Raw genomic sequence first — 18,348 nt, 5'->3', positions numbered from 1 at the left:
TCTCAAAATTTGATGGAGGATCAGATGGACCGTTACAACACGCCCTTCGGATACGAACCCAACACCCGGAACAAGCTGGCCTGTTCTTTCAATTCGGCCAAGGCGCCGGCCACCGGTTCGTCTTGCGCGTGACCGTCGAGGTCGATGAAAAACACGTAATCCCACATGCCGCGCCGCGAGGGCCGGGATTCGATCCGGTTCATGCTGACGTTGTGGCGGGCCAGCGGCTCCAGCAGCTTGAACAGCGCGCCGGGCCGGTTCAGCGAGGCCACCAGCAACGCGGTCTTGTCATCGCCAGAGGGCTGGATCGGCTGGGTGCCGACGATCAGGAAACGAGTGGTATTGTTCGGCTCGTCCTCAATGTTGCGCACCAGCGTCGGCATGTCGTAAATGTCCGCCGCGCACTGGCCGGCGATGGCCGCCGCGTCGATTTCCTCCCCCACCCGCCGCGCGGCTTCGCCGTTGCTGCTGACCTCGATCTGCTCGACGCGCGGCAGGTTGATGTCGAGCCATTCCCGACACTGCGCCAGCGACTGGCGGTGCGAATAGATCCGGCGCACCGCGCGCAATTCCGTGGCGCGGGTGATGAGGTGATGGTTGATGCGCATTTGCACCTCGCCGCAAATCCGCAGCGGCGATTGCAGGAACATATCCAGGGTGTGGTTGACCACGCCTTCGGTGGAGTTTTCCACCGGCACCACCCCATAGTCGGCGGAACCGGCCTCGACCTCGCGGAACACTTCGTCGATGGCGCGCAGCGGGATGCTGTGAATGGATTTGCCGAAATGCTTGAGCGCGGCCGCTTGGGTAAAGGTGCCTTCCGGCCCTAAAAAGGCGATGCGCAACGGCTCCTCCAGGGCCAGACAAGCCGACATGATCTCGCGGAACAAACGAGCCATTTCCTCGTTGCTGAGCGGCCCTCGGTTGGTTTCGATCACCCGCCGCAGCACCTGCGCCTCCCGCTCCGGGCGGTAGAAATTACCGGTGGCCCCAGCGGCCTGCTTGAGCGCGCCCACCTGTTGCGCGCAGCGCGCCCGCTCGGCGATCAAGGTCTGAATCTGACCGTCCAGCGCGTCGATCTGTTCGCGCAGCGCCGACAGGCGATCCGCTTCGCTCATTCCGCACCCTCGCCGTCATCGCTCCCGTCAGCCTCACCCGACGCCAAGCTATGATCTTCTTCGCCGTTCGCATCGCCGTTGCCTTCCAGATCGGCGATGCCTTCGATCTTCTCGACCCCGGCCAGCTTCTCATCGCCTTGCAGGCTGATCAGTTTGACGCCCTGCGCATTGCGTCCCACGATGGAAATTTCCCCGACGCGGGTCCGCACCAGCGTGCCACCGTCGGAAATCAGCATCAGTTCGTGGTCGTTTTCCACTTGCACCGCGCCGATCACCCGGCCGTTGCGCTCGGAGGTCTGAATGGTGATGACGCCCTGACCGCCGCGGCCGTGGCGGGCGTATTCGGCGACCGGAGTCCGCTTGCCGAAACCGTTTTCGGTGACGGAAAGCACCGTGCCTTCGCCCACCACGATCAGCGCGATGACTTTCTGGCCTTCGCCCAGCCGGATGCCGCGCACGCCGCAGGCCGAACGACCGGTGTCGCGCACGTCGGTTTCGGCGAACCGCACCGCCTTGCCCGCATCGGTGAACAACATGATATCGCGCTCGCCGTCGGTCAGTTCGACATTGACCAAATAATCCCCTTCGCGCAAGTCGATGGCGATGATGCCGCCGGGGCGCGGTCGGGAATAGGCGGACAGGGGAGTTTTCTTGACCGTCCCGTTGGTGGTGGCGAAAAACACGTACTGGTCGTCGCTGAACTCGCGCACCGCCAGCACCGCATTGATGCGCTCGCCTTCTTCCAGCGGCAACAGGTTGACGATGGGTCGGCCTCGGGCAGCGCGTCCGGCTTGGGGCAGTTCGTAAACCTTCTTCCAGTACACCCGGCCGCGATTGGAGAAACACAGCACGGTGTCGTGGGTGCTGGCGATGAACAGCTTGTCGACGAAATCTTCTTCCTTGACCGTGGTCGCCGCCCGGCCGCGCCCGCCGCGCCGCTGCGCCCGGTACAACGACAGCGGTTGCGACTTCACATAACCGGCGTGCGACAGCGTGACCACCACGGTTTCCTCGGTGATCAAATCTTCCAGATTGAGATTGCTTTCGTCCGGCTGGATCACGGTGCGGCGGGCGTCGGCGTACTGAGCGCGCAATTCCTGCAACTCGGCCCGAATCACCGCCGTCAGCCGCTCCGGCTGGGTGAGGATCGCCAATAATTCCTGAATCCGATTCAACAGCTCATAATATTCGTCGAGCAGCTTGCGTTGTTCCAGCCCGGTCAGCCGGTGCAAACGCAGATCGAGAATGGCCTGAGCTTGCACCGGGGACAACCGGTAGCCGGCGTCAGACAAGCCGAATTCCGCCGGCAGATCGTCCGGTCTTGAGGCCGTCGCGCCAGACTGTCCCAGCAGTTCGGTCACCAAGCCCGGCAGCCAAACCCGTTTCAACATCTCGGCCTTGGCGGCGGCGGGATCGGCGGCCGCGCGGATCAGCGCGATCAGCGGGTCGAGATTGGCCAGCGCCACCGCCAGCCCTTCGACGACGTGGGCGCGCTCGCGGGCCTTGCGCAGATCGAACACGGTGCGCCGCACCACCACTTCGCGCCGGTGCGACAGAAACGCCTCCAGCACCTGCTTGAGGTTGAGCAGGCGCGGCTGGCCGTCCACCAGCGCCACCATGTTGACGCCGAACACGCATTGCAGCGGCGTGTGCAGATAGAGGTTGTTCAACACCACTTCGGCGTTTTCGTTGCGGCGCAGCTCGATGTAGATGCGCATGCCGTCCTTGTCGGACTCGTCGCGCAGCTCGGTGATGCCCTCGATCTTCTTGTCCTTGACCAGTTCGGCGATTTTTTCGATCAGCCGGGCTTTGTTCACCTGATAGGGCAATTCGGTGACGATGATGGCCTGCCGGCCGCGCACCTCATCGGGTTCGATCTCGGTGCGAGCGCGCATCTGCACCCGGCCCCGGCCGGTTTCGTAAGCGTCGCGAATGCCGCGCGCGCCGTTGATCAGGCCGGCGGTCGGAAAATCCGGCCCCGGAACGTGGCGCATGAGTTGCGCGACGGTTAAGGTGGGATCGTCGATCAGCGCGGTGCAAGCGTCCACCACCTCGCCCAGATTGTGCGGCGGGATATTGGTGGCCATGCCCACAGCGATGCCGGACGCACCGTTGACCAGCAAATTGGGCAGCCGGGTGGGGAAAACGGTGGGCTCGCGTTCCGACTCGTCATAATTCGGCACGAAATCGACCGTTTCCTTGTCGAGATCGGCCAGCAGTTCGTGGGCGATACGGGCCATGCGGACTTCGGTGTAGCGCATCGCCGCCGGCGCGTCGCCGTCGATGCTGCCGAAATTGCCCTGCCCGTCCACCAGCATGTAGCGCAACGAAAACGGCTGGGCCATGCGGACGATGGTGTCGTAGACGGCGGTGTCGCCGTGCGGGTGATATTTACCGATCACATCGCCGACCACGCGGGCGGACTTCTTATAGGGTTTGTTCCAGTCGTTGCCCAGTTCGCTCATCGCGAACAACACCCGCCGGTGCACCGGCTTGAGACCGTCGCGCACGTCCGGCAAGGCCCGGCCCACGATCACGCTCATGGCGTAATCGAGGTAGGATTGCCGCATCTCGTCTTCCAGATTGACCGGAAGAATTTCTTTAGCGATTTCAGTCATTCGCGAACCTTGTTGTCTGCATCGGACCAAGCATTGGCGGGGTTTTCAAGCGAGGAATTATAACACAGATGGATTACTGGACCGGGGCCGGTCAAGGGCGATTGCGGGCGGGAACGTACCAAACTAGCCGGGGTTGCGCGGTCGGTCAGATCCGGCCAGAAGCCGCGCCTAGCCCGAAAGTCGCTGCGGCAATTCCGCCAGCCAACGGCCGGCGTTGGACAGTTGCTGGCGGAGCAACGCCCAGTTTTCCTGACGCTTGCGATCCGCCAAACAGCGCAGAAACCGGACCCGGTTCGCCGGATCGTAGCGTTCGAGAATGGCGCTCCATAAGGCGTCATCCACGTTGTAGACACGCCCTTCGGCCAGACAAACCGGAACCACCGCCTCCACCGGCACCGCCAGATCCGCCGCCACCGCTTCCACCGCCGCGCGGATGTTGCTGGCCTTGGGACCGGATGGCTCCAGCAGGTCGTAGGGGGGTTGCCACTCGCGGGAGGGTCGCAGTTGGTCGATATGGCTCACCGCCACCAACAGCGGCGGCATCCGTCGGTCGGGACGGTGGGCGTACCAGCCGCGCAAGGTGTCCAGCAAGGCGCGATCCATCTGTCGGTCGGGACGATGGGCGGGACACACCCACAGCAGTAAGTCGGCCGCCAGCGCGGCCCGCTTCAGCGCCTTCTCGTCGAACAGGTCGGTATCGAAGCCGGGCGTGTCGAAAACCAGCGCCGCATCCAGCCCGTCGCGGGTCAACCGGTACGGGGTTAAGGCGGCCGTGGTGTCCGGCAAGACATCCGTCGCGGCGATCAAGCGCCCGAACAGGGCATTGATCAGGCTCGACTTGCCGGCGCTGGCTCGACCCACCACCAGGATTCGCAACGGCTCCTCGGGCGGCGCGGTCGCCTGTTCGGCCTTTTGCAGATCTTCGCGCGACGCCTCGGTCGGCAGACGGCTCGCGCCGGCCTCGCTCAAAACCAAGCGTCCGCTGTAGAGTTCGATGGCGTAGTAACCGACCTTGCGCACGTATTCGCGCAGCAGCCAGCGATGCAGTTCGGCCCAGGCGACGTTGTAGCCACGGTCGCGCACCTGTCCCCACAGCTCGCTCAGCAGCGCATTGGCGGGGCTGATCACCAGCCGCCCGGCGCGATAAACAGCCATCCAGCGTTCGGCTGATTCCTTCCAGCGTTGCACCTTGAGCAAGTCGCCGACCGTCAAGCGGTGGCTGAACGGAATGCCGTGAACCACCGACCGACCCAAATCGCGGCTGGCGCGCTCGATGATCAACAGCATGTGCGGCACGGTCAGTTCCAGCAGCGGCCGTTCCGCTTCGGGGTGATAACACCGCGCGACGGTATCCAGCACCTTCTGGCCGAGCAGCCAGAGCCGGCCGCCGTCATCCAGCGGATGATCTTGCGGGTCCACCGTCTCCGCGACTCGCTCCACCGCCGCCCAGGCGTCCTCGGCCCTCGGCGACCAGTGCGGGTCGGGGGCGGTTGAGGCATCGGCCAACAACCGGCGATCCCGGCGGCGCATGGCGTATTGCAGGCCATAACCGGCGGCGCTGCACGCCACCATCGCCAGCAACCACCACGGCGTGGCCTCGGCTTGCCACAGCCACAACCCGCCAAGCGGCACTAAAGCGATGATCGGCAACGTCCAAAACAGCAAGGCGAACAGCCGCAGCCGGTCGAACCGCTTGAACAATCTTTTCACGACGGACGGTCTTTAACGTTCGATTTCAGCAGATTCAATCCGCTCGCCAACCCGTCCATGTAAATGCGCCGCAACCGCTTCGGATCCACAGAACCACCCTCTTTACGCATGCTGAAATAATAGGTGGCGGCTTTGCCGAGCGCGTAGGTGGTTGCGCTATTCGCCGTGGCTCCCCACATCGCGCCCGCCGTCTGGCCTAAAACTGGGATCAGTTTGGTCACCTGCCGGCCCAGCATCCGCGCCACATAACCCAAGCCGACGCCCACGCCCAGCAAGCCGAGAAATTCGGTGACCGAGCGCTTGTCCCAGCGTTGTCCGTACAACTTGGCAAGAACGTGCAGCAGCTTGGCCTGCACCGCCGGCACTCCGATCATTTCGACCAGCGGCAGCGCTCCAAGGCCGCCGGCGGTCACGGCATGGCCGACGATGTGCGGGTGCGCGACGCGGGCGTAAGCGTCCTGTACTTCGGCATCGCCCCGCAGCAGGGACTGCAAGTGCAACGAGGAAATCGCCTCGATCGCCGCCCACAGCGCATCCAGCCCGTAACTGGCCGGCTCCCAGCCGTCTTCCGGCAAAGTCAGATCGACCGGAACCCAGCGCACCGGCCCCGAACCCGGCAAGCGACCCAAGCGCTGGCGTTGTTCGGACAAGGCGCGGGCAAGATCGTTGGGGACTTGCGGCGGCAACGGTTTCTGGTCGTAGGGATACGGCAAGCGATGTTCGCCGCCGCGCGGATACAGTTCGTGCAAGCCGGTTTGAGCGATCAGCACCGGCCATTCGGGATGGCGTTGGCGCACCGCCCGCAGCACCTCAAAAATCTGGTCCTGCCGGATGTCGGCCGCCTTGATCACTCCCAACACCAGATGCGCTTGCGACTCGCAATAACGCATGTCCTCGGCGGGATCGTAGGCTACCTCGCCCAGACCGCGGGTGTCGAGAAAACGCACCACCGGCGCTTCGGCCGGAAAATCGTAAAACCGGGAAGTTCGGGTACAAGGCTGGAAGCCGTTACCGATTTCGGCGGCCTCACTGCCGGTCAGCGCCCGGATAATCGAGGTTTTACCGGCTTGAGTTTTGCCGATCAGCCAAATCACTGGCAACGGTTGGCGCTCGCGCGCTTGGCGCAATGCGGTGCTCAGCGCCTCGGAATCGGTTCGCGGATCGAGCAGCGCTTCGCGCAGCTTTCGCCATAAATCAGTCATGTCGGCCATAAATCATCGCAGCGGTGGTTTCAGGATAGAAGTTCGCTAAAGCCCTTGAAAGCCCCTCCATTTTATAACGTTCCCCCAAGATTTGCGGCCAGCGAGGTCATGAACCGTTGCCGGTCGCCCTCCCAGCGCAGCGGCTCGCCGACCCAGGCCTCGCAGAAAAACGGCACCGGCAGCCAGTCGCCCTTGGGTAGCACCTTCCCCAAACCGCGCAGCCGCACCGGACAAACCGGCACGTTCGGCAGTTGTTGGGCCAACCACACGATACCGGATTTGAGTTTGCCGGGCGCTTCCGGTTCGCCGCGCGTGCCTTCCGGGAAGAAAATCACGATATCGCCCGCCGCCAGCGCGTCCCTGACCTCGCTCAACACCTCGGCGCGCGAACAGCCCCCCTGAGTCGCCACCGGAATGATGCCGATGACCTGTCGGGCAAACCAGGACCGCCAGCGGCCGCGCAGAAAATACTCCGCCGACGCCGCTGGCCTGACCTGCGGCAACAGCCGCAGCGGCAGGATCGCCGCCAACACCAGCGCGTCGAGATGGCTGTTGTGATTGGCGACGATCAGCGCGGGGCCCCGCCGGGGCAAGCGCTCGCGACCGCGCACGCTGACGCCCACCGCCAGCAGCAAAAACGGCTTGACGAGCAGCATAAAGAACAGCAGCCGCAACACGATGGGCCACATGGCGATAAATTGCTCAGAAATACAGGTAACGGGTGAAGTGGAAAAACAGCGGCGCGGTATAGGTCAGGCTGTCCACCCGGTCGAGAATTCCACCGTGACCCGGCAACAGGTGACCGCTGTCCTTGATCCCCAAATCGCGTTTCAAGGCCGACAGGCTCAAATCCCCGAAAAAGCCGGCCACCGCGATCAAGGCCCCCGCCAGCAGTGAATCTCGAAGGCCGAACGGCGTCAGCCACGGCGCGAGCAATATCGACAGCAACAAGGTGGTCACCACCCCGCCGACGAAGCCTTCCACCGTTTTATTGGGGCTGACCGCGGGCGAGATTTTATGCCGGCCCAACAATTTGCCCCAGCAAAATTGCGCCACGTCGTTCAGTTCGGTCAACAGCAGCAGAAACAGCACCAGACCCGGCCCGCTGACAGCCGGATACTGGGCTTGCGGCAACACCAGCAGGAAGGCCAGATGGCTGAGGCTGAACACCATGCTCATCAGCCCCCAGTGCAGGGTGCCGGCGGCGCGTAGATACCCCTGAGTCTCTCCAGCCAGCACCATCGCCACCGGCAGCAATAGGAACAGGTAAACCGGGATGAAGATGATGAACATACCGTACCATTCGATGCCGATCCAGTAATACTGGATCGGAATGCTCAGGTAGGCCCAGAACAACACCCGGCGGTCGGCGTTGCGGGTCGGCACCAGGGTCAGATATTCCTTGAAGGCGAGGAAGCTGACGAAGCCGAAAAATACCAAGGCGGCGCTACGGCTGAACGTCAGCGCCAGCGAGCATAGCGCCACGATGATCCACCAACTGCGCACCCGCTGGCGCAACTCGCTATCGGGCGCGGGCGCGATCCACCACACCACGACAGTCGCCAGCAGCAGCGAGCCCCACACGCCACCCAGCACCACCAGCACCGGCGATGACAGCATCACGGACATAGTTTCAGCTCCCGCAGCGCGCCGCCCAGCCGGTTGAAACAAGTCAGCGCCAGCAGCCCGTTGGCGACCCATAATAGGGCGGTCAACCCGCCACCGCCCGGCGCGCCGAGACCGAGCACCAGCGCAATCCCACCGAGCAATAAGGCGCGGTCGCTCTTGCCCAGCGGGCCGTCATAGCGGCGACTGGCTCCGACCTGCACGCCCAGCACCCCGCAAAATTCACTCAGCAGCGCCAACAACACCAGCGCCACGACCGCCGCCGCCGATACGCCGGGAATCAGGATTAACGGCAGATACAAACCAGCGTCGGCCAACACATCGCCGGTTTCGTTCAAGATCGCCCCCAACGGAGTCGGTCCCTGAAATTCGCGAGCCAACATGCCGTCCAGGGCATTCAAGGCCATTCTGAGCAGCAGCACTGGCGGCAACAGCAACAAGGCCGCCGGCGGCGGCGCCCAGCACAACGCCCCGCCCGCCGCTAGCGACAACAGCAGCGCGGCGAGCGTGACCTGATTGGCGCTGACGCCTCGACCGTGCAGACAACGAGCGATCGGCCGCAACAGCCTCTGAAAGCCGGGTTTGATGGCGTACAAACTGATCATGCGAATCCCTGCGCTGGCGTGGCAACCAGCCGGTTGGGGGTGACGACGATGCCGGGACGAACCGCGCGGACTTGTTCGATCGCTTCTTCAAGCGAGCACGCGCGACCGGTGACCGTCAGCCAATGCGCGACGGCTCGGGCGCTGCGCGCGTAACCCAGCGCACAGTGGACAAACACTGTTTTTTCTTGTTGCAGCGCCATTTCGATATAAGCGGCGGCATCACGCAGGATCGCGGGCGACGGCTCGGTCCCATCCAGCCATTGCAGATTGACATAATCGCCCTCGCGCAAGCTAGCGGCCTCGTCAAAATCACCGGTCAAATCGAGCACCAGACGGCGCGGATGCGCGGCGGCGAACACCCGCGCCTCGCGTCGGTCAAGTCGAGCGCCGACGAATACCCCAGGCGACACCTCGCCAAACGGCAGCGTCATCCGTTGCCGGTACCAGCGCCAAGCGAGTGATTGGCCGATCAGATACGGGGCTAAAACCAGTTTCGCCGCCAGCGAAATCCGACCGCCCTCCTTGCGAAAGACCTTCGGTCCGATGCCGGCGTAAGCGGCGGCGACCGCCCCCAAAGCCAAGCAGGGCCAGACCAAGAGCACCCAATAGCCGCCTTGCACGGCGAGTGCGAGGCAGAGCAAAGCCCCCGCCAGATAACACCCCGCCCAGCGATCGCCACCCAGCGGTCGGTAGGCGACCGTCTTGCCAACCGTCTCGGTGGGTGGATCGAGAAACAGCCAGAACGCGATGGCTCCGACCAGCGCGCCAGCCGGCAAGTCGATGACGTGATGCTGCCATGTGGTCAGCGTGGAAACGCCGATCAGAACAAACCAACCGTGCAGCAGCCAGCGCAACGGCCCGCTCATCGACTTGGCATACCGATACCACAGGATCATGCCCAAACTGACATGCAGCGAAGGGGCTTGATTGAAAGGCTGGTCGAAGCCGTAGAGCGCCTCAAATAAGGGACCGAACAATCCGTCGACTTGCGGTCGGGGAAACCCAAAGCGCAGCGGAAACAGCAGAAAGCCAACGGCGGACAACAGCACCGCGACGACCATCCGTAAGGCGTGCCGATCCAACTCTCGGCGATTTCGGCACAGCAGCACCGAAAAGGCGTAGAACACATCCAGCGACCAGTAGGGAACAATCGTCCACGGCAGCACCGGAATCCGGCGCTCCCAATCGAAGAAAAAGCTGCCGACCTCGCCCCGCAGGGCGGTCAGTTCGTTGCAAAGGCCGTAGACCAGAAAGAAACCAGGGCCGAGCACCAGCACCATCCAGGCGACGGCCGCGCGCCAGGGGCGCGACGTTGCAACCGCAGCGGATGTGCTAGCCATGAGCGGCCTCCATGCGGCGGGCTTGCGACACCGGAGCGAGTTTAGCCAGGGTCACCTTTTCCTGGGGGCGACGACGCGCCAGCGACACGGTGAAAATGCCCCACGGATCGGTTTCTTGCGCCACCTTTTCAAATCCGGCGGCGGCGACCAGTTGATCCATTTCCTGCTGGGTGCGCCGCCGCATCACCCACGGTTTGCCATCTCGATGGCTGGTCAACACCCGCGCGATAAAATCGATCTGCGGATGCCAGGGTTGGCCGGTGTAGATCAGATATCCGCCAGGCGTCACCGCCTCGGCCAAACCGGCCAACGACGCCCGCACCGGCTCATTGTCGGGGAACAGCTCGTATAACCCGGAAACGATGCCGACCGTGGCGTCGCGCGGTAAGGCGGCGAGGCTGGCCGGATCGAAAGCATCGCCGCGCTCGAACTCAAAGCGTCGCTCCAGACCGTAATCCGCGATGAGCCGCCGCCCCGCTTCGACATTGGCGGGAGTGAAATCCCGCAGCACCCCGGTCGCGGGAATTTCGGCTTGCGCGCGCGCGGCGTCGAGCACGTAGCGACCGTGACCGGCGGCGATATCGATGACCCGCACGGATTCGCCCGCCGCGTGGAGCTCGCCCATCGCCCGCCGCAACAGCTTTTCCAGATGAATCTTGCGCGAGCGAATCCCTCGCCAGCCGATAGCGTTCAGATAGTTACGGTCGATCAGCCGGCCCAGCCAGGTAAAGCCCTCGGCTTGATTGCGATAAACGTAATCCAACGTCGCACCGGAATCGAAACCGGTGACGACGCCGAGTTTGATTCCCCGACTCAAGCGCGACCCGATGGCGCTAAGGACAAACCGGGCCAATCCATAACCGAGCCGCTGGCGCGACAGCGCGGGCAAGGGGTTCGCCAGCCGTTCGTACTCGCGCTGCGTCGCGCTGCTGCGGTCGGCGTCGAGCAAACACGGCTCACCGTGAGGACGAGCGAAAGCCTCCCGAATGAAGCGGCGGGCATCCGCCAGCGGCAGATGGTTGTCTCGCTCGTTGAACGTATCGTGGAAGAAGCCCGGATAAACGTGCATTTCCTTGACCGCCGAACCCAGCCGCTCGAAAAACCGCTGCTGGATTTTCTGATCGACCACCCAATCCGCCCCTGAAGTCAGCACCAGGGTCGGTACGGTGATCGCCGCCGCGTCGCTCGCCAATTTTCGACCGGCATCAAACAGATCGATCAGCAAGTTGACCGCAATGCGCCGGGTAATCAGCGGATCGTTGTTATAGCTGGCGATCTTGGCCGGGTCGCGGCTGAGCAAACCGCCTTTCACGTAGCTTTGGACGTAGGCTTTCGGTTTGATCTTCAGCAACATACGCAACGCGGGGATGGCGAAAGGAACGTACAGTCGCACCCGCAATGCCGGACTGCCAAGCACCAGAGCGCGGATTTTCGGGGCGTAATCGTGAACCCAACTTGCCGCCAACACGCTGCCGACGCTGTGGGCGAACACCACGATGTTTTCGATGGGAATACCGTACTGACGGGAAACGTGGCCGACGAAGGCATCCACATCGCGCACCAGCACGCCGAGATTTTCCGCATGACCGCGCTCGCCGGGGCTGCGGCCGTGACCGCGCGCGTCCCAGGCGAACACGGCGAAATCGGGTAAATCCAGCTTGTCCACCGCATCTTGCCAGCGCCCGGAATGCTCGTGGCCGCGATGGAACAGGATTACCGCCCTTTCGGTATTGTGTTGGGGCAGCCATGCCCGGTAGAACAATTCGGCGCCATCCCAGCTCCGAAAACTCCGCTCACTCGCTTCACGACTCGAATTCATCTCAGCTCTCCATAAAAGATTACAGGCTCTCCTTATCAAGCCGCGTGCCAGTCGCGGATTATCACTAACTAACTGTTGCAAAACACTTATATTTCGGACTATAAATCAGTCTCACCGAGACAGTACATTTTATGCAGACCGGCTAGGCATTTTATGCCGGTCTCGGCGCAACAGGAGAACCTTGCATGGCAGGTACCCGACTGCATTTGAATCCTGATGATCGGCAATTTTTGGCGGCTGCTTCCGCCTTGATCATGGCGAATCCGTTCGAGGTGAACCGGCGGCAGGTCGCGGCGCTGGTTCCAGCGTCGGCTTTGGCAATCCCCGACGGCCATCATGCGCTGACCGCGCTATTTCCAGTACTGTCGGCGCGGCTCGACCGCTTGAGCCAGCGCAACGCCGGCAGTCTGACCCAGTACGCCGGCGAGGAACGGCAATGGCTGGCCGACGCCCGGCTGTTCTGCGGCTACCATCGCTTCTTGCCGGAGCTGGATCGCTCGATCGAACGGGAACTGGCCCAACCGCGCCAGTCCGTTCCCATTCCCTGCGCTGACAAAGCGCTGGCGTTGCTGCGGGAACAGGGTTTCGGCCAAACGGAGGCGGTGCGCTATTTCGGGCTGTTTTACCAACTCCGGCGGGCTTACACCTTCATCGACAGCGCCCTGATCGGTTCCAGCCCCTGTATGCACCAATTGCGACGGGCGCTGTGGAACAACGTATTCGGCCGCGACATGCGGGTGTACGAGCGTTTTTTGTGGAATCGGATGGAGGATTTTTCGACCCTGCTATTAGGCGAAACCGGCAGCGGCAAAGGTTCGGCGGCGGCGGCCATCGGCCGGTCGGTGTTCATCCCGTTCGACCCTATCAGCAACCGCTTCCAGCACGGCGTCACCGACACGTTTATCGCGGTCAATCTGGCGGAATTTCCCGAAAGCCTGATCGAATCGGAATTGTTCGGCCATCGCAAGGGCGCGTTTACCGGCGCGGTGGACGACCATCAAGGCGTATTCGCCCGTTGCAGTCTTTACGGCTCGCTGTTGCTGGACGAAATCGGCGACGCCAGCCTCAGCGTCCAAATCAAATTGCTGCGGGTGTTGCAGGAGCGTTCGTTCACGCCGGTCGGCAGCCACAAGCCACAACGCTTCTCCGGCCGGGTGATCGCCGCCACCCATCAATCGCTGGCCGAATTGCGCCAACAGGGTAAATTCCGGCAGGATTTTTTTTATCGGCTGTGCTCCGACGCGATCACCGTGCCACCGCTCCGCCAACGATTGGCCGAAATGCCCGCCGAACTGGATTTGCTGGCGCAAGCCTTGGTGACGCGCTTGTTGGGGTCAAGCAGCTCAGAAGCGGTCGATCTGGTGTTGACCGCGCTGCGGCGCGATCTTCCAGCGGAGTATGCTTGGCCGGGCAACGTGCGGGAGTTGGAGCAGGCGATACGCCGCATCCTGCTGACGGGACGTTATAGCGAAGAGCGCGCGACCGCGCCGTCGGGCCACGATCTTTGGCGACAATTGCAAGCCGGAGCCTTGGATGCGCGCGGCCTGCTGGCAAGTTACTGCGCCCTGCTCTACCAGCGCTGCGGCAATTACGAGGAGGTCGCCCGACGCACCGGACTGGATCGACGAACGGTGCGCAAGCATCTATACGGCAGCAAAAAACTTTCAAACGAAATGACTTTTACCACTTGATGAGCGCAGCGAGCACACGGCGTGCACCATACCCACAAAGGAGAAACCCCGCCTTCCGCGGAAGGCGGGGCTCCTTAGAAAAACTTGGCAACGCGCCCAAGAGCAGGCGCGAAAACCGAAATCACCCGCGGTTAGACCTTCAGTTCCTTTTCCACATCCTGCACCTTGCGGCGGGCCAAGGCCAAGTTGCCGCGCTGCTTGTCCAGCACGAAATAAACGAACAAACCTTCGTGCCGCGCGGATGGGCGAATGATGTGATACTGAGTGCCCAAGGTAATCAGGATATCCTCAATGACGTCCTTGAGGCCCAAGGCGCGCATCGTCTTCTGCTTGGAACGCACCACCTCGGTATTGCCGGCGGCGGCCACTTCCAAATCCAGACCCGATCCGCCGGTCCCCAACACCATGCCGCTGTTGGCATCGACGACAGCGACGCACATGGCGCCGTCCATAGCCAGCAGTTGATCGATAGATTCTTTGATTGAAGCCATAACAGTTTTCCTTCCTAACGATTAAAAAAAGATTAAATTTTTGCGTATAAAACGCTCAGAGTGCCACGCAAATACACTCTGACCTTAATACCAAACTCTAGTGATCTCTATTCCAAAGCGCTTGAACTGTATCTTACCATACGCCCGTTCAAGCCATGTTGTGGCTAGCGACTGTAAAATGATTCAGCCTAATAACCAACATCATAATTATAATAACTGCTCAACATTATTAAGCGCGTTAAAAACTCTCTCTATTCAGAAAGAATTTGCTGCAATGTGCTTGCTGTATTCCGCCCCACACTCAATAACATGCCAAGGTTGATTTCCTTTGAAGAAATGCAGGTCAACATCAGCAAGTCATTAATTCTCAAAGAAACCACTCGACCATTACTATTTTCCACGATGACAAACTGACAAAGCTGCTGCTGCGATTCCCGCGCGATGCTTTCGCCGAGCGCCAGCAAAGAGCTGTTCATGGTCGATATTTTGTGAGGAGGCAAATCACGCTTGAGCGTGTAGGCCACCTCATGACCGTCGACGGTGGAAATCAAAGCGCCATAAGCTCCAGGGCAGAGCTGCATAAATTCTTTCAGCTGCCTTTCACATTGCGTCAGTTGTAATCGGGTGTAGTTGATAATGAGGCGATCATGTTCTTCGTAGTCGGCGTTCTCCATAATCGATTCCTGAATTTTCAATTCGGTTGCATGATTGATGGATTCATTCGAAGTAGTCAGTGATGAACCTTCAAATGCATCAATGCCCGCTAGCGCTTCAAAGCCCGCATAGTCGGCTATATCTACTTGTTCTGGATCGGGTCGAGCGCCAACCGGTTCGTCACTAGGCGCTTTATCGATAGCCGGTTCGTTGGCGAGCTCCGACCCTTCCAACCGCTGCAAGCCAGCGCCGCTTTCGCTGATGATTTCTGGAGCAACAGCACTTTGTTCCTTATTTCGGTTCCTAAAACCAAACAAAAGCGAAGCTAATCTACCACCTTTTTTTAGCTTCATGATAAATCGCTTAATGTACGCTCGCATCAAGCAGATACTGAATACCCATTGCCACTCCAAGCCCCAGCAAAGCTGGCAAAAATTCCGCTGGCTTACCTATTAGGTCGTTTCTAAGCAGGTCAACAGCGCATTCAACAAAAAAATCACATCGTCCTTGTTACGTGCATCAACGGCAAAAATTGGATAAATCTGACCGCGTTCTTGCAAAAAATTCTGATAGTCATCAAGGCTGGGGGTATCCTTGATATCCGAACAAGTCACACCGATCACCGCATCAGTTTTTTTAATAAAATCGGCAAAATTATCCAGGTAAATTCCCAAATCCTTAAGCGGGTTTGGACGCCGATTATCAACCAACACGATGAGACCCAATCCGCCCTGAACCAAAATATCCCACATGAATTTAAAACGCTGCTGGCCCGGAGTCCCGTACAAGCCAATCTTTTGGCCGTTATCCAAGGTAATTTGTCCGAAATCCATGGCGACTGTGGTTTTTTCCTTAACCGCTGATAAGCCATCGGTAGAAAACACATCCGTGGAAACCGGCGGAAATTCACTAATCGAAGCAATCGCCGTGGTTTTTCCAGCGCCAGGCGGACCGGTAAAAATAAATTTGATCTGTTTCATTAGATTCCTAGCCGACTGCGAATTCTACTCAACAAACTGCGCTTGGCGGTAGTTTGTTGCTGAGGTTGTTCGGGGACTTTTATCGGTTCGATCGACTTTACCTGGATTTCCAAATAATTCAAAGCGCGACAGGCATTGATAAAGTCCACAACGTCTTCTCTCGGCTCTTTAGTGAATTCGGTAAAATACTCAATGGTCCCGCCGCGCCTCAACAATGCCGTGAGCTTCAAGTGCAGCGGATCGTGGCCTAATTTTTTTAGGTCAGGCCATCGATTTAATCGGTAGAAATCAGCCAACGACAAGCCTTCAAATAATTGACCGTTCGAAACCGCCAAGGCCGCCGTCCAAAGCGGAGGCTCAAGGTCTTGCGGTTTAAGGCTTGGCGCTTCCCTCGCGAACTCATCGCTGTCGAACTCTTGTATCCGCACATTATTAGCCGGCGATGCAATCAAATCCTCAACTTCCATTTGAATGAGGTTGCCTGTGTAATACCGCCGGCGCTCCATCTCGAAAATCACCGAACGCCCCGCTTTATCGCTAACCTTCAATACCTTATTTTGATGGGTATACAGAATATCTAAAACCCGTTGAGTTTTAACGGGCAAGCTTACCGCCGCAGCCCCTTTTTCATCCGCTAACCCAGGTGAAGACTGGGAAACGCCATACTGATTTTGCTGGAAAAAATTGAGAAACTGCTTGCCCGCCCGCTGTAAAACGGGAATCAATTCAGCGGAACGCAACGGTCGCGGCACGACCAGCACATTCGCTGGAAACCCCCCGCTCCTGCTGCTAAAAGCGAGCAATACCTGACGCTTGCCCTTGGAAGCCCATTCGTTTAATTGACGGTTCCCTAGCTCGCTATCCGCATCGATCAACAAGGCTGACGCCGCTTCCAAATCGTCGGTATGCTCCCAACTCACCGCCTCATCAGCCTTGGTCATCTCTAAAAAAACTTTTAGAGTTAGCAAGTTGCTTCGAGATAGCTGGCTGGAGAAAAGCTGGAGTCTCTGTGGCATCGACAATATTTTACGGTTGCAATAGCTTTGATTTCGCTAAAAAATTGGGTTCGAGTATTCAGCCACCTGTGGCAAATAGGTGCTGCTCTAATTCCGTAGTACCTAATTCTAGATATAAAATTTAAGAAAATCTAGCTTTTTCGTAAAAAATTTGCGACTTTGTTCGCAAATTTGCGGCAACTTAACGAAGCCGAGCGATTAGGGCAAACCAATCAACAGCTTACCCTAATCATTCCGGTTCAGGCGTATTGCTTGGCCGCAAAATCCCAATTGACTAGATTCCAGAAGGCGTCCAGATACTTAGGACGTAGATTGCGGTAATCGATGTAGTAGGCATGTTCCCATACATCGCAGGTCAACAGCGCCTTCTTACCGGAAGTCGCGGGGGTTCCGGCGTTGGAGGTGCTCAGCAAATCCAGGGAGCCGTCACTGTTTTTAACCAGCCAACCCCAGCCCGAGCCGAAGGTTCCCACCGACAGCTTGGTGAATTCCTCCTTGAAGGCCGCAAACGCGCCAAATTTCTTGTTGATCGCTTCAGCCAACGCGCCGGTCGGTTCGCCACCGCCGTTGGGTTTGAGGCAATTCCAGTAAAAGGTATGGTTCCACACCTGCGCGGCGTTATTAAAAATACCGCCGGACGACTTCAGCACGATCTCTTCGAGGGATAAATTTTCGAATTCCGTACCCTTGATCAGGTTGTTGAGATTGGTGACATAGGTTTGATGGTGTTTGCCATAGTGATACTCCAAGGTCTCAGCCGAGATATGCGGCTCCAAGGCGTTCTTGGCATAGGGAAGCTCGGGCAGTTGGTGAATCATGGATTGCCTCTCCATTTACCGGTTGGGTGATGTAAGAGTTTGCGGATTAATCGTCTCGAACTGAGTCGGCGACGATTACTGGATAGTGCGCCGCTGATGATGGCGCTTGCGAGCGAACGTCAGCCTAGTCTAGACCCCGGCTCCAAGCGAAGCAATGCGGGTTACAAGGGGTATGGGTATGTTATTCTTGCCGCCGCTGCGTTCGGACCGATTGGCCAGCATTTCCGCGCACCCCGTGTTCCACGCTCAAGGAGCTTGATTGATGACCAAAATCTATCTCTTGTTGGCTTTTCTAGCCGCCCTGATCGTCGCGGGCTGCTCCAGCCTGGGCCTGGGAGGCGGCGGCTCCAGTGACAACGGCAGTAGCTCCAGCACGGCGAGCCTCAGCGGCAACCGAGGCGGGCCTAAGGTAGGCGATTCTGAAATTACCTCTTCCATTAAAGACGCCTTCAAACAGGATCCCGAACTGGCCGCCGCCAATATCAGTGTCAGCTCGGAAAACGGCGTGGTGACCTTGAGCGGCAACGTCCCCAACGCCCAAAGTTACAATCGGGCAACGTCGCTGGCGCGGGGCGTGCCGGGCGTGCGCCCCCCTGTCAGAGCCGCCAATCTCAATTTTCCGCAATAATCGCTCTTACCTATATTTCCGCGAGAAACCCG

At 59.7% G+C, this 18,348-nt stretch carries 16 protein-coding genes; 2 read left to right on the top strand and 14 right to left on the bottom strand.

Translation table 11 applies throughout. The features are described 5' to 3' along the window. Positions 1–32 precede the first annotated feature (32 nt). The 9 genes from pheA to IPK09_04395 form a co-directional block, all read right to left on the bottom strand. On the bottom strand, positions 33–1,118 hold the full coding sequence (gene pheA, locus IPK09_04435; protein MBK7982865.1) for a prephenate dehydratase: 1,086 nt from the start codon (positions 1,116–1,118) through the stop codon (positions 33–35). Beyond that, entirely contained in the window at positions 1,115–3,736 is a 2,622-nt protein-coding gene (gyrA, locus tag IPK09_04430; GenBank protein ID MBK7982864.1) for a DNA gyrase subunit A, read from the bottom strand. Before gyrA ends, pheA begins: the two co-directional genes overlap by 4 nt. 168 nt (positions 3,737–3,904) lie before the next feature. Beyond that, positions 3,905–5,446 (bottom strand): 50S ribosome-binding GTPase, encoded by a 1,542-nt coding sequence (locus tag IPK09_04425; protein ID MBK7982863.1) that lies wholly within the window; start codon positions 5,444–5,446, stop codon positions 3,905–3,907. Next, entirely contained in the window at positions 5,443–6,657 is a 1,215-nt protein-coding gene (locus tag IPK09_04420; protein ID MBK7982862.1) for a 50S ribosome-binding GTPase, read from the bottom strand. The genes IPK09_04425 and IPK09_04420 overlap by 4 nt, the downstream gene beginning before the upstream one ends. Before the next feature lie 62 nt (positions 6,658–6,719). Further along, positions 6,720–7,337 carry a 1-acyl-sn-glycerol-3-phosphate acyltransferase gene (locus IPK09_04415; GenBank protein MBK7982861.1) on the bottom strand — a complete coding sequence of 206 codons (618 nt, stop codon included), beginning with the start codon at positions 7,335–7,337 and terminating at the stop codon, positions 6,720–6,722. A gap of 13 nt (positions 7,338–7,350) precedes the next feature. Then, entirely contained in the window at positions 7,351–8,277 is a 927-nt protein-coding gene (locus IPK09_04410) for a phosphatidate cytidylyltransferase (protein ID MBK7982860.1), read from the bottom strand. Next, positions 8,268–8,879: a CDP-alcohol phosphatidyltransferase family protein gene (locus tag IPK09_04405; protein ID MBK7982859.1), complete on the bottom strand. Its 612-nt coding sequence runs from the start codon at positions 8,877–8,879 to the stop codon at positions 8,268–8,270. The genes IPK09_04410 and IPK09_04405 overlap by 10 nt, the downstream gene beginning before the upstream one ends. Beyond that, positions 8,876–10,219, bottom strand: coding sequence for a phosphatase PAP2/dual specificity phosphatase family protein (locus IPK09_04400; GenBank protein ID MBK7982858.1), 1,344 nt, complete (start codon positions 10,217–10,219; stop codon positions 8,876–8,878). Before IPK09_04400 ends, IPK09_04405 begins: the two co-directional genes overlap by 4 nt. Continuing rightward, positions 10,212–12,038: a bifunctional alpha/beta hydrolase/class I SAM-dependent methyltransferase gene (locus IPK09_04395; GenBank protein ID MBK7982857.1), complete on the bottom strand. Its 1,827-nt coding sequence runs from the start codon at positions 12,036–12,038 to the stop codon at positions 10,212–10,214. Before IPK09_04395 ends, IPK09_04400 begins: the two co-directional genes overlap by 8 nt. Positions 12,039–12,292: 254 nt before the next feature. On the opposite strand from IPK09_04395, the gene IPK09_04390 reads away from it, so the two are divergent. Continuing rightward, positions 12,293–13,729, top strand: coding sequence for a sigma-54-dependent Fis family transcriptional regulator (locus IPK09_04390; GenBank protein MBK7982856.1), 1,437 nt, complete (start codon positions 12,293–12,295; stop codon positions 13,727–13,729). Positions 13,730–13,860: 131 nt separating this feature from the next. Here IPK09_04390 and IPK09_04385 read toward each other — a convergent pair whose 3' ends face one another. The 5 genes from IPK09_04385 to IPK09_04365 form a co-directional block, all read right to left on the bottom strand. Then, positions 13,861–14,220 carry a hypothetical protein gene (locus IPK09_04385; GenBank protein MBK7982855.1) on the bottom strand — a complete coding sequence of 120 codons (360 nt, stop codon included), beginning with the start codon at positions 14,218–14,220 and terminating at the stop codon, positions 13,861–13,863. A gap of 251 nt (positions 14,221–14,471) precedes the next feature. Beyond that, on the bottom strand, positions 14,472–15,227 hold the full coding sequence (locus IPK09_04380; GenBank protein MBK7982854.1) for a hypothetical protein: 756 nt from the start codon (positions 15,225–15,227) through the stop codon (positions 14,472–14,474). Between the two features lie 99 nt (positions 15,228–15,326). Further along, positions 15,327–15,854 carry an ATP/GTP-binding protein gene (locus tag IPK09_04375; protein MBK7982853.1) on the bottom strand — a complete coding sequence of 176 codons (528 nt, stop codon included), beginning with the start codon at positions 15,852–15,854 and terminating at the stop codon, positions 15,327–15,329. Beyond that, positions 15,854–16,795: a hypothetical protein gene (locus tag IPK09_04370; GenBank protein ID MBK7982852.1), complete on the bottom strand. Its 942-nt coding sequence runs from the start codon at positions 16,793–16,795 to the stop codon at positions 15,854–15,856. The genes IPK09_04375 and IPK09_04370 overlap by 1 nt, the downstream gene beginning before the upstream one ends. 314 nt (positions 16,796–17,109) lie before the next feature. Further along, positions 17,110–17,688 carry a superoxide dismutase [Fe] gene (locus IPK09_04365; GenBank protein MBK7982851.1) on the bottom strand — a complete coding sequence of 193 codons (579 nt, stop codon included), beginning with the start codon at positions 17,686–17,688 and terminating at the stop codon, positions 17,110–17,112. 262 nt (positions 17,689–17,950) lie between these two features. On the opposite strand from IPK09_04365, the gene IPK09_04360 reads away from it, so the two are divergent. Beyond that, positions 17,951–18,316, top strand: coding sequence for a BON domain-containing protein (locus IPK09_04360; protein ID MBK7982850.1), 366 nt, complete (start codon positions 17,951–17,953; stop codon positions 18,314–18,316). The last annotated feature ends 32 nt before the right edge of the window (positions 18,317–18,348 follow it).

The sequence above is a fragment of the Candidatus Competibacteraceae bacterium genome (assembly GCA_016713505.1).
Taxonomy (GTDB): Bacteria; Pseudomonadota; Gammaproteobacteria; order Competibacterales; family Competibacteraceae; genus Competibacter_A.
Note: the sequence above shows the minus strand (reverse complement) of the source record. Positions and strands in the feature narration are given on the sequence as shown.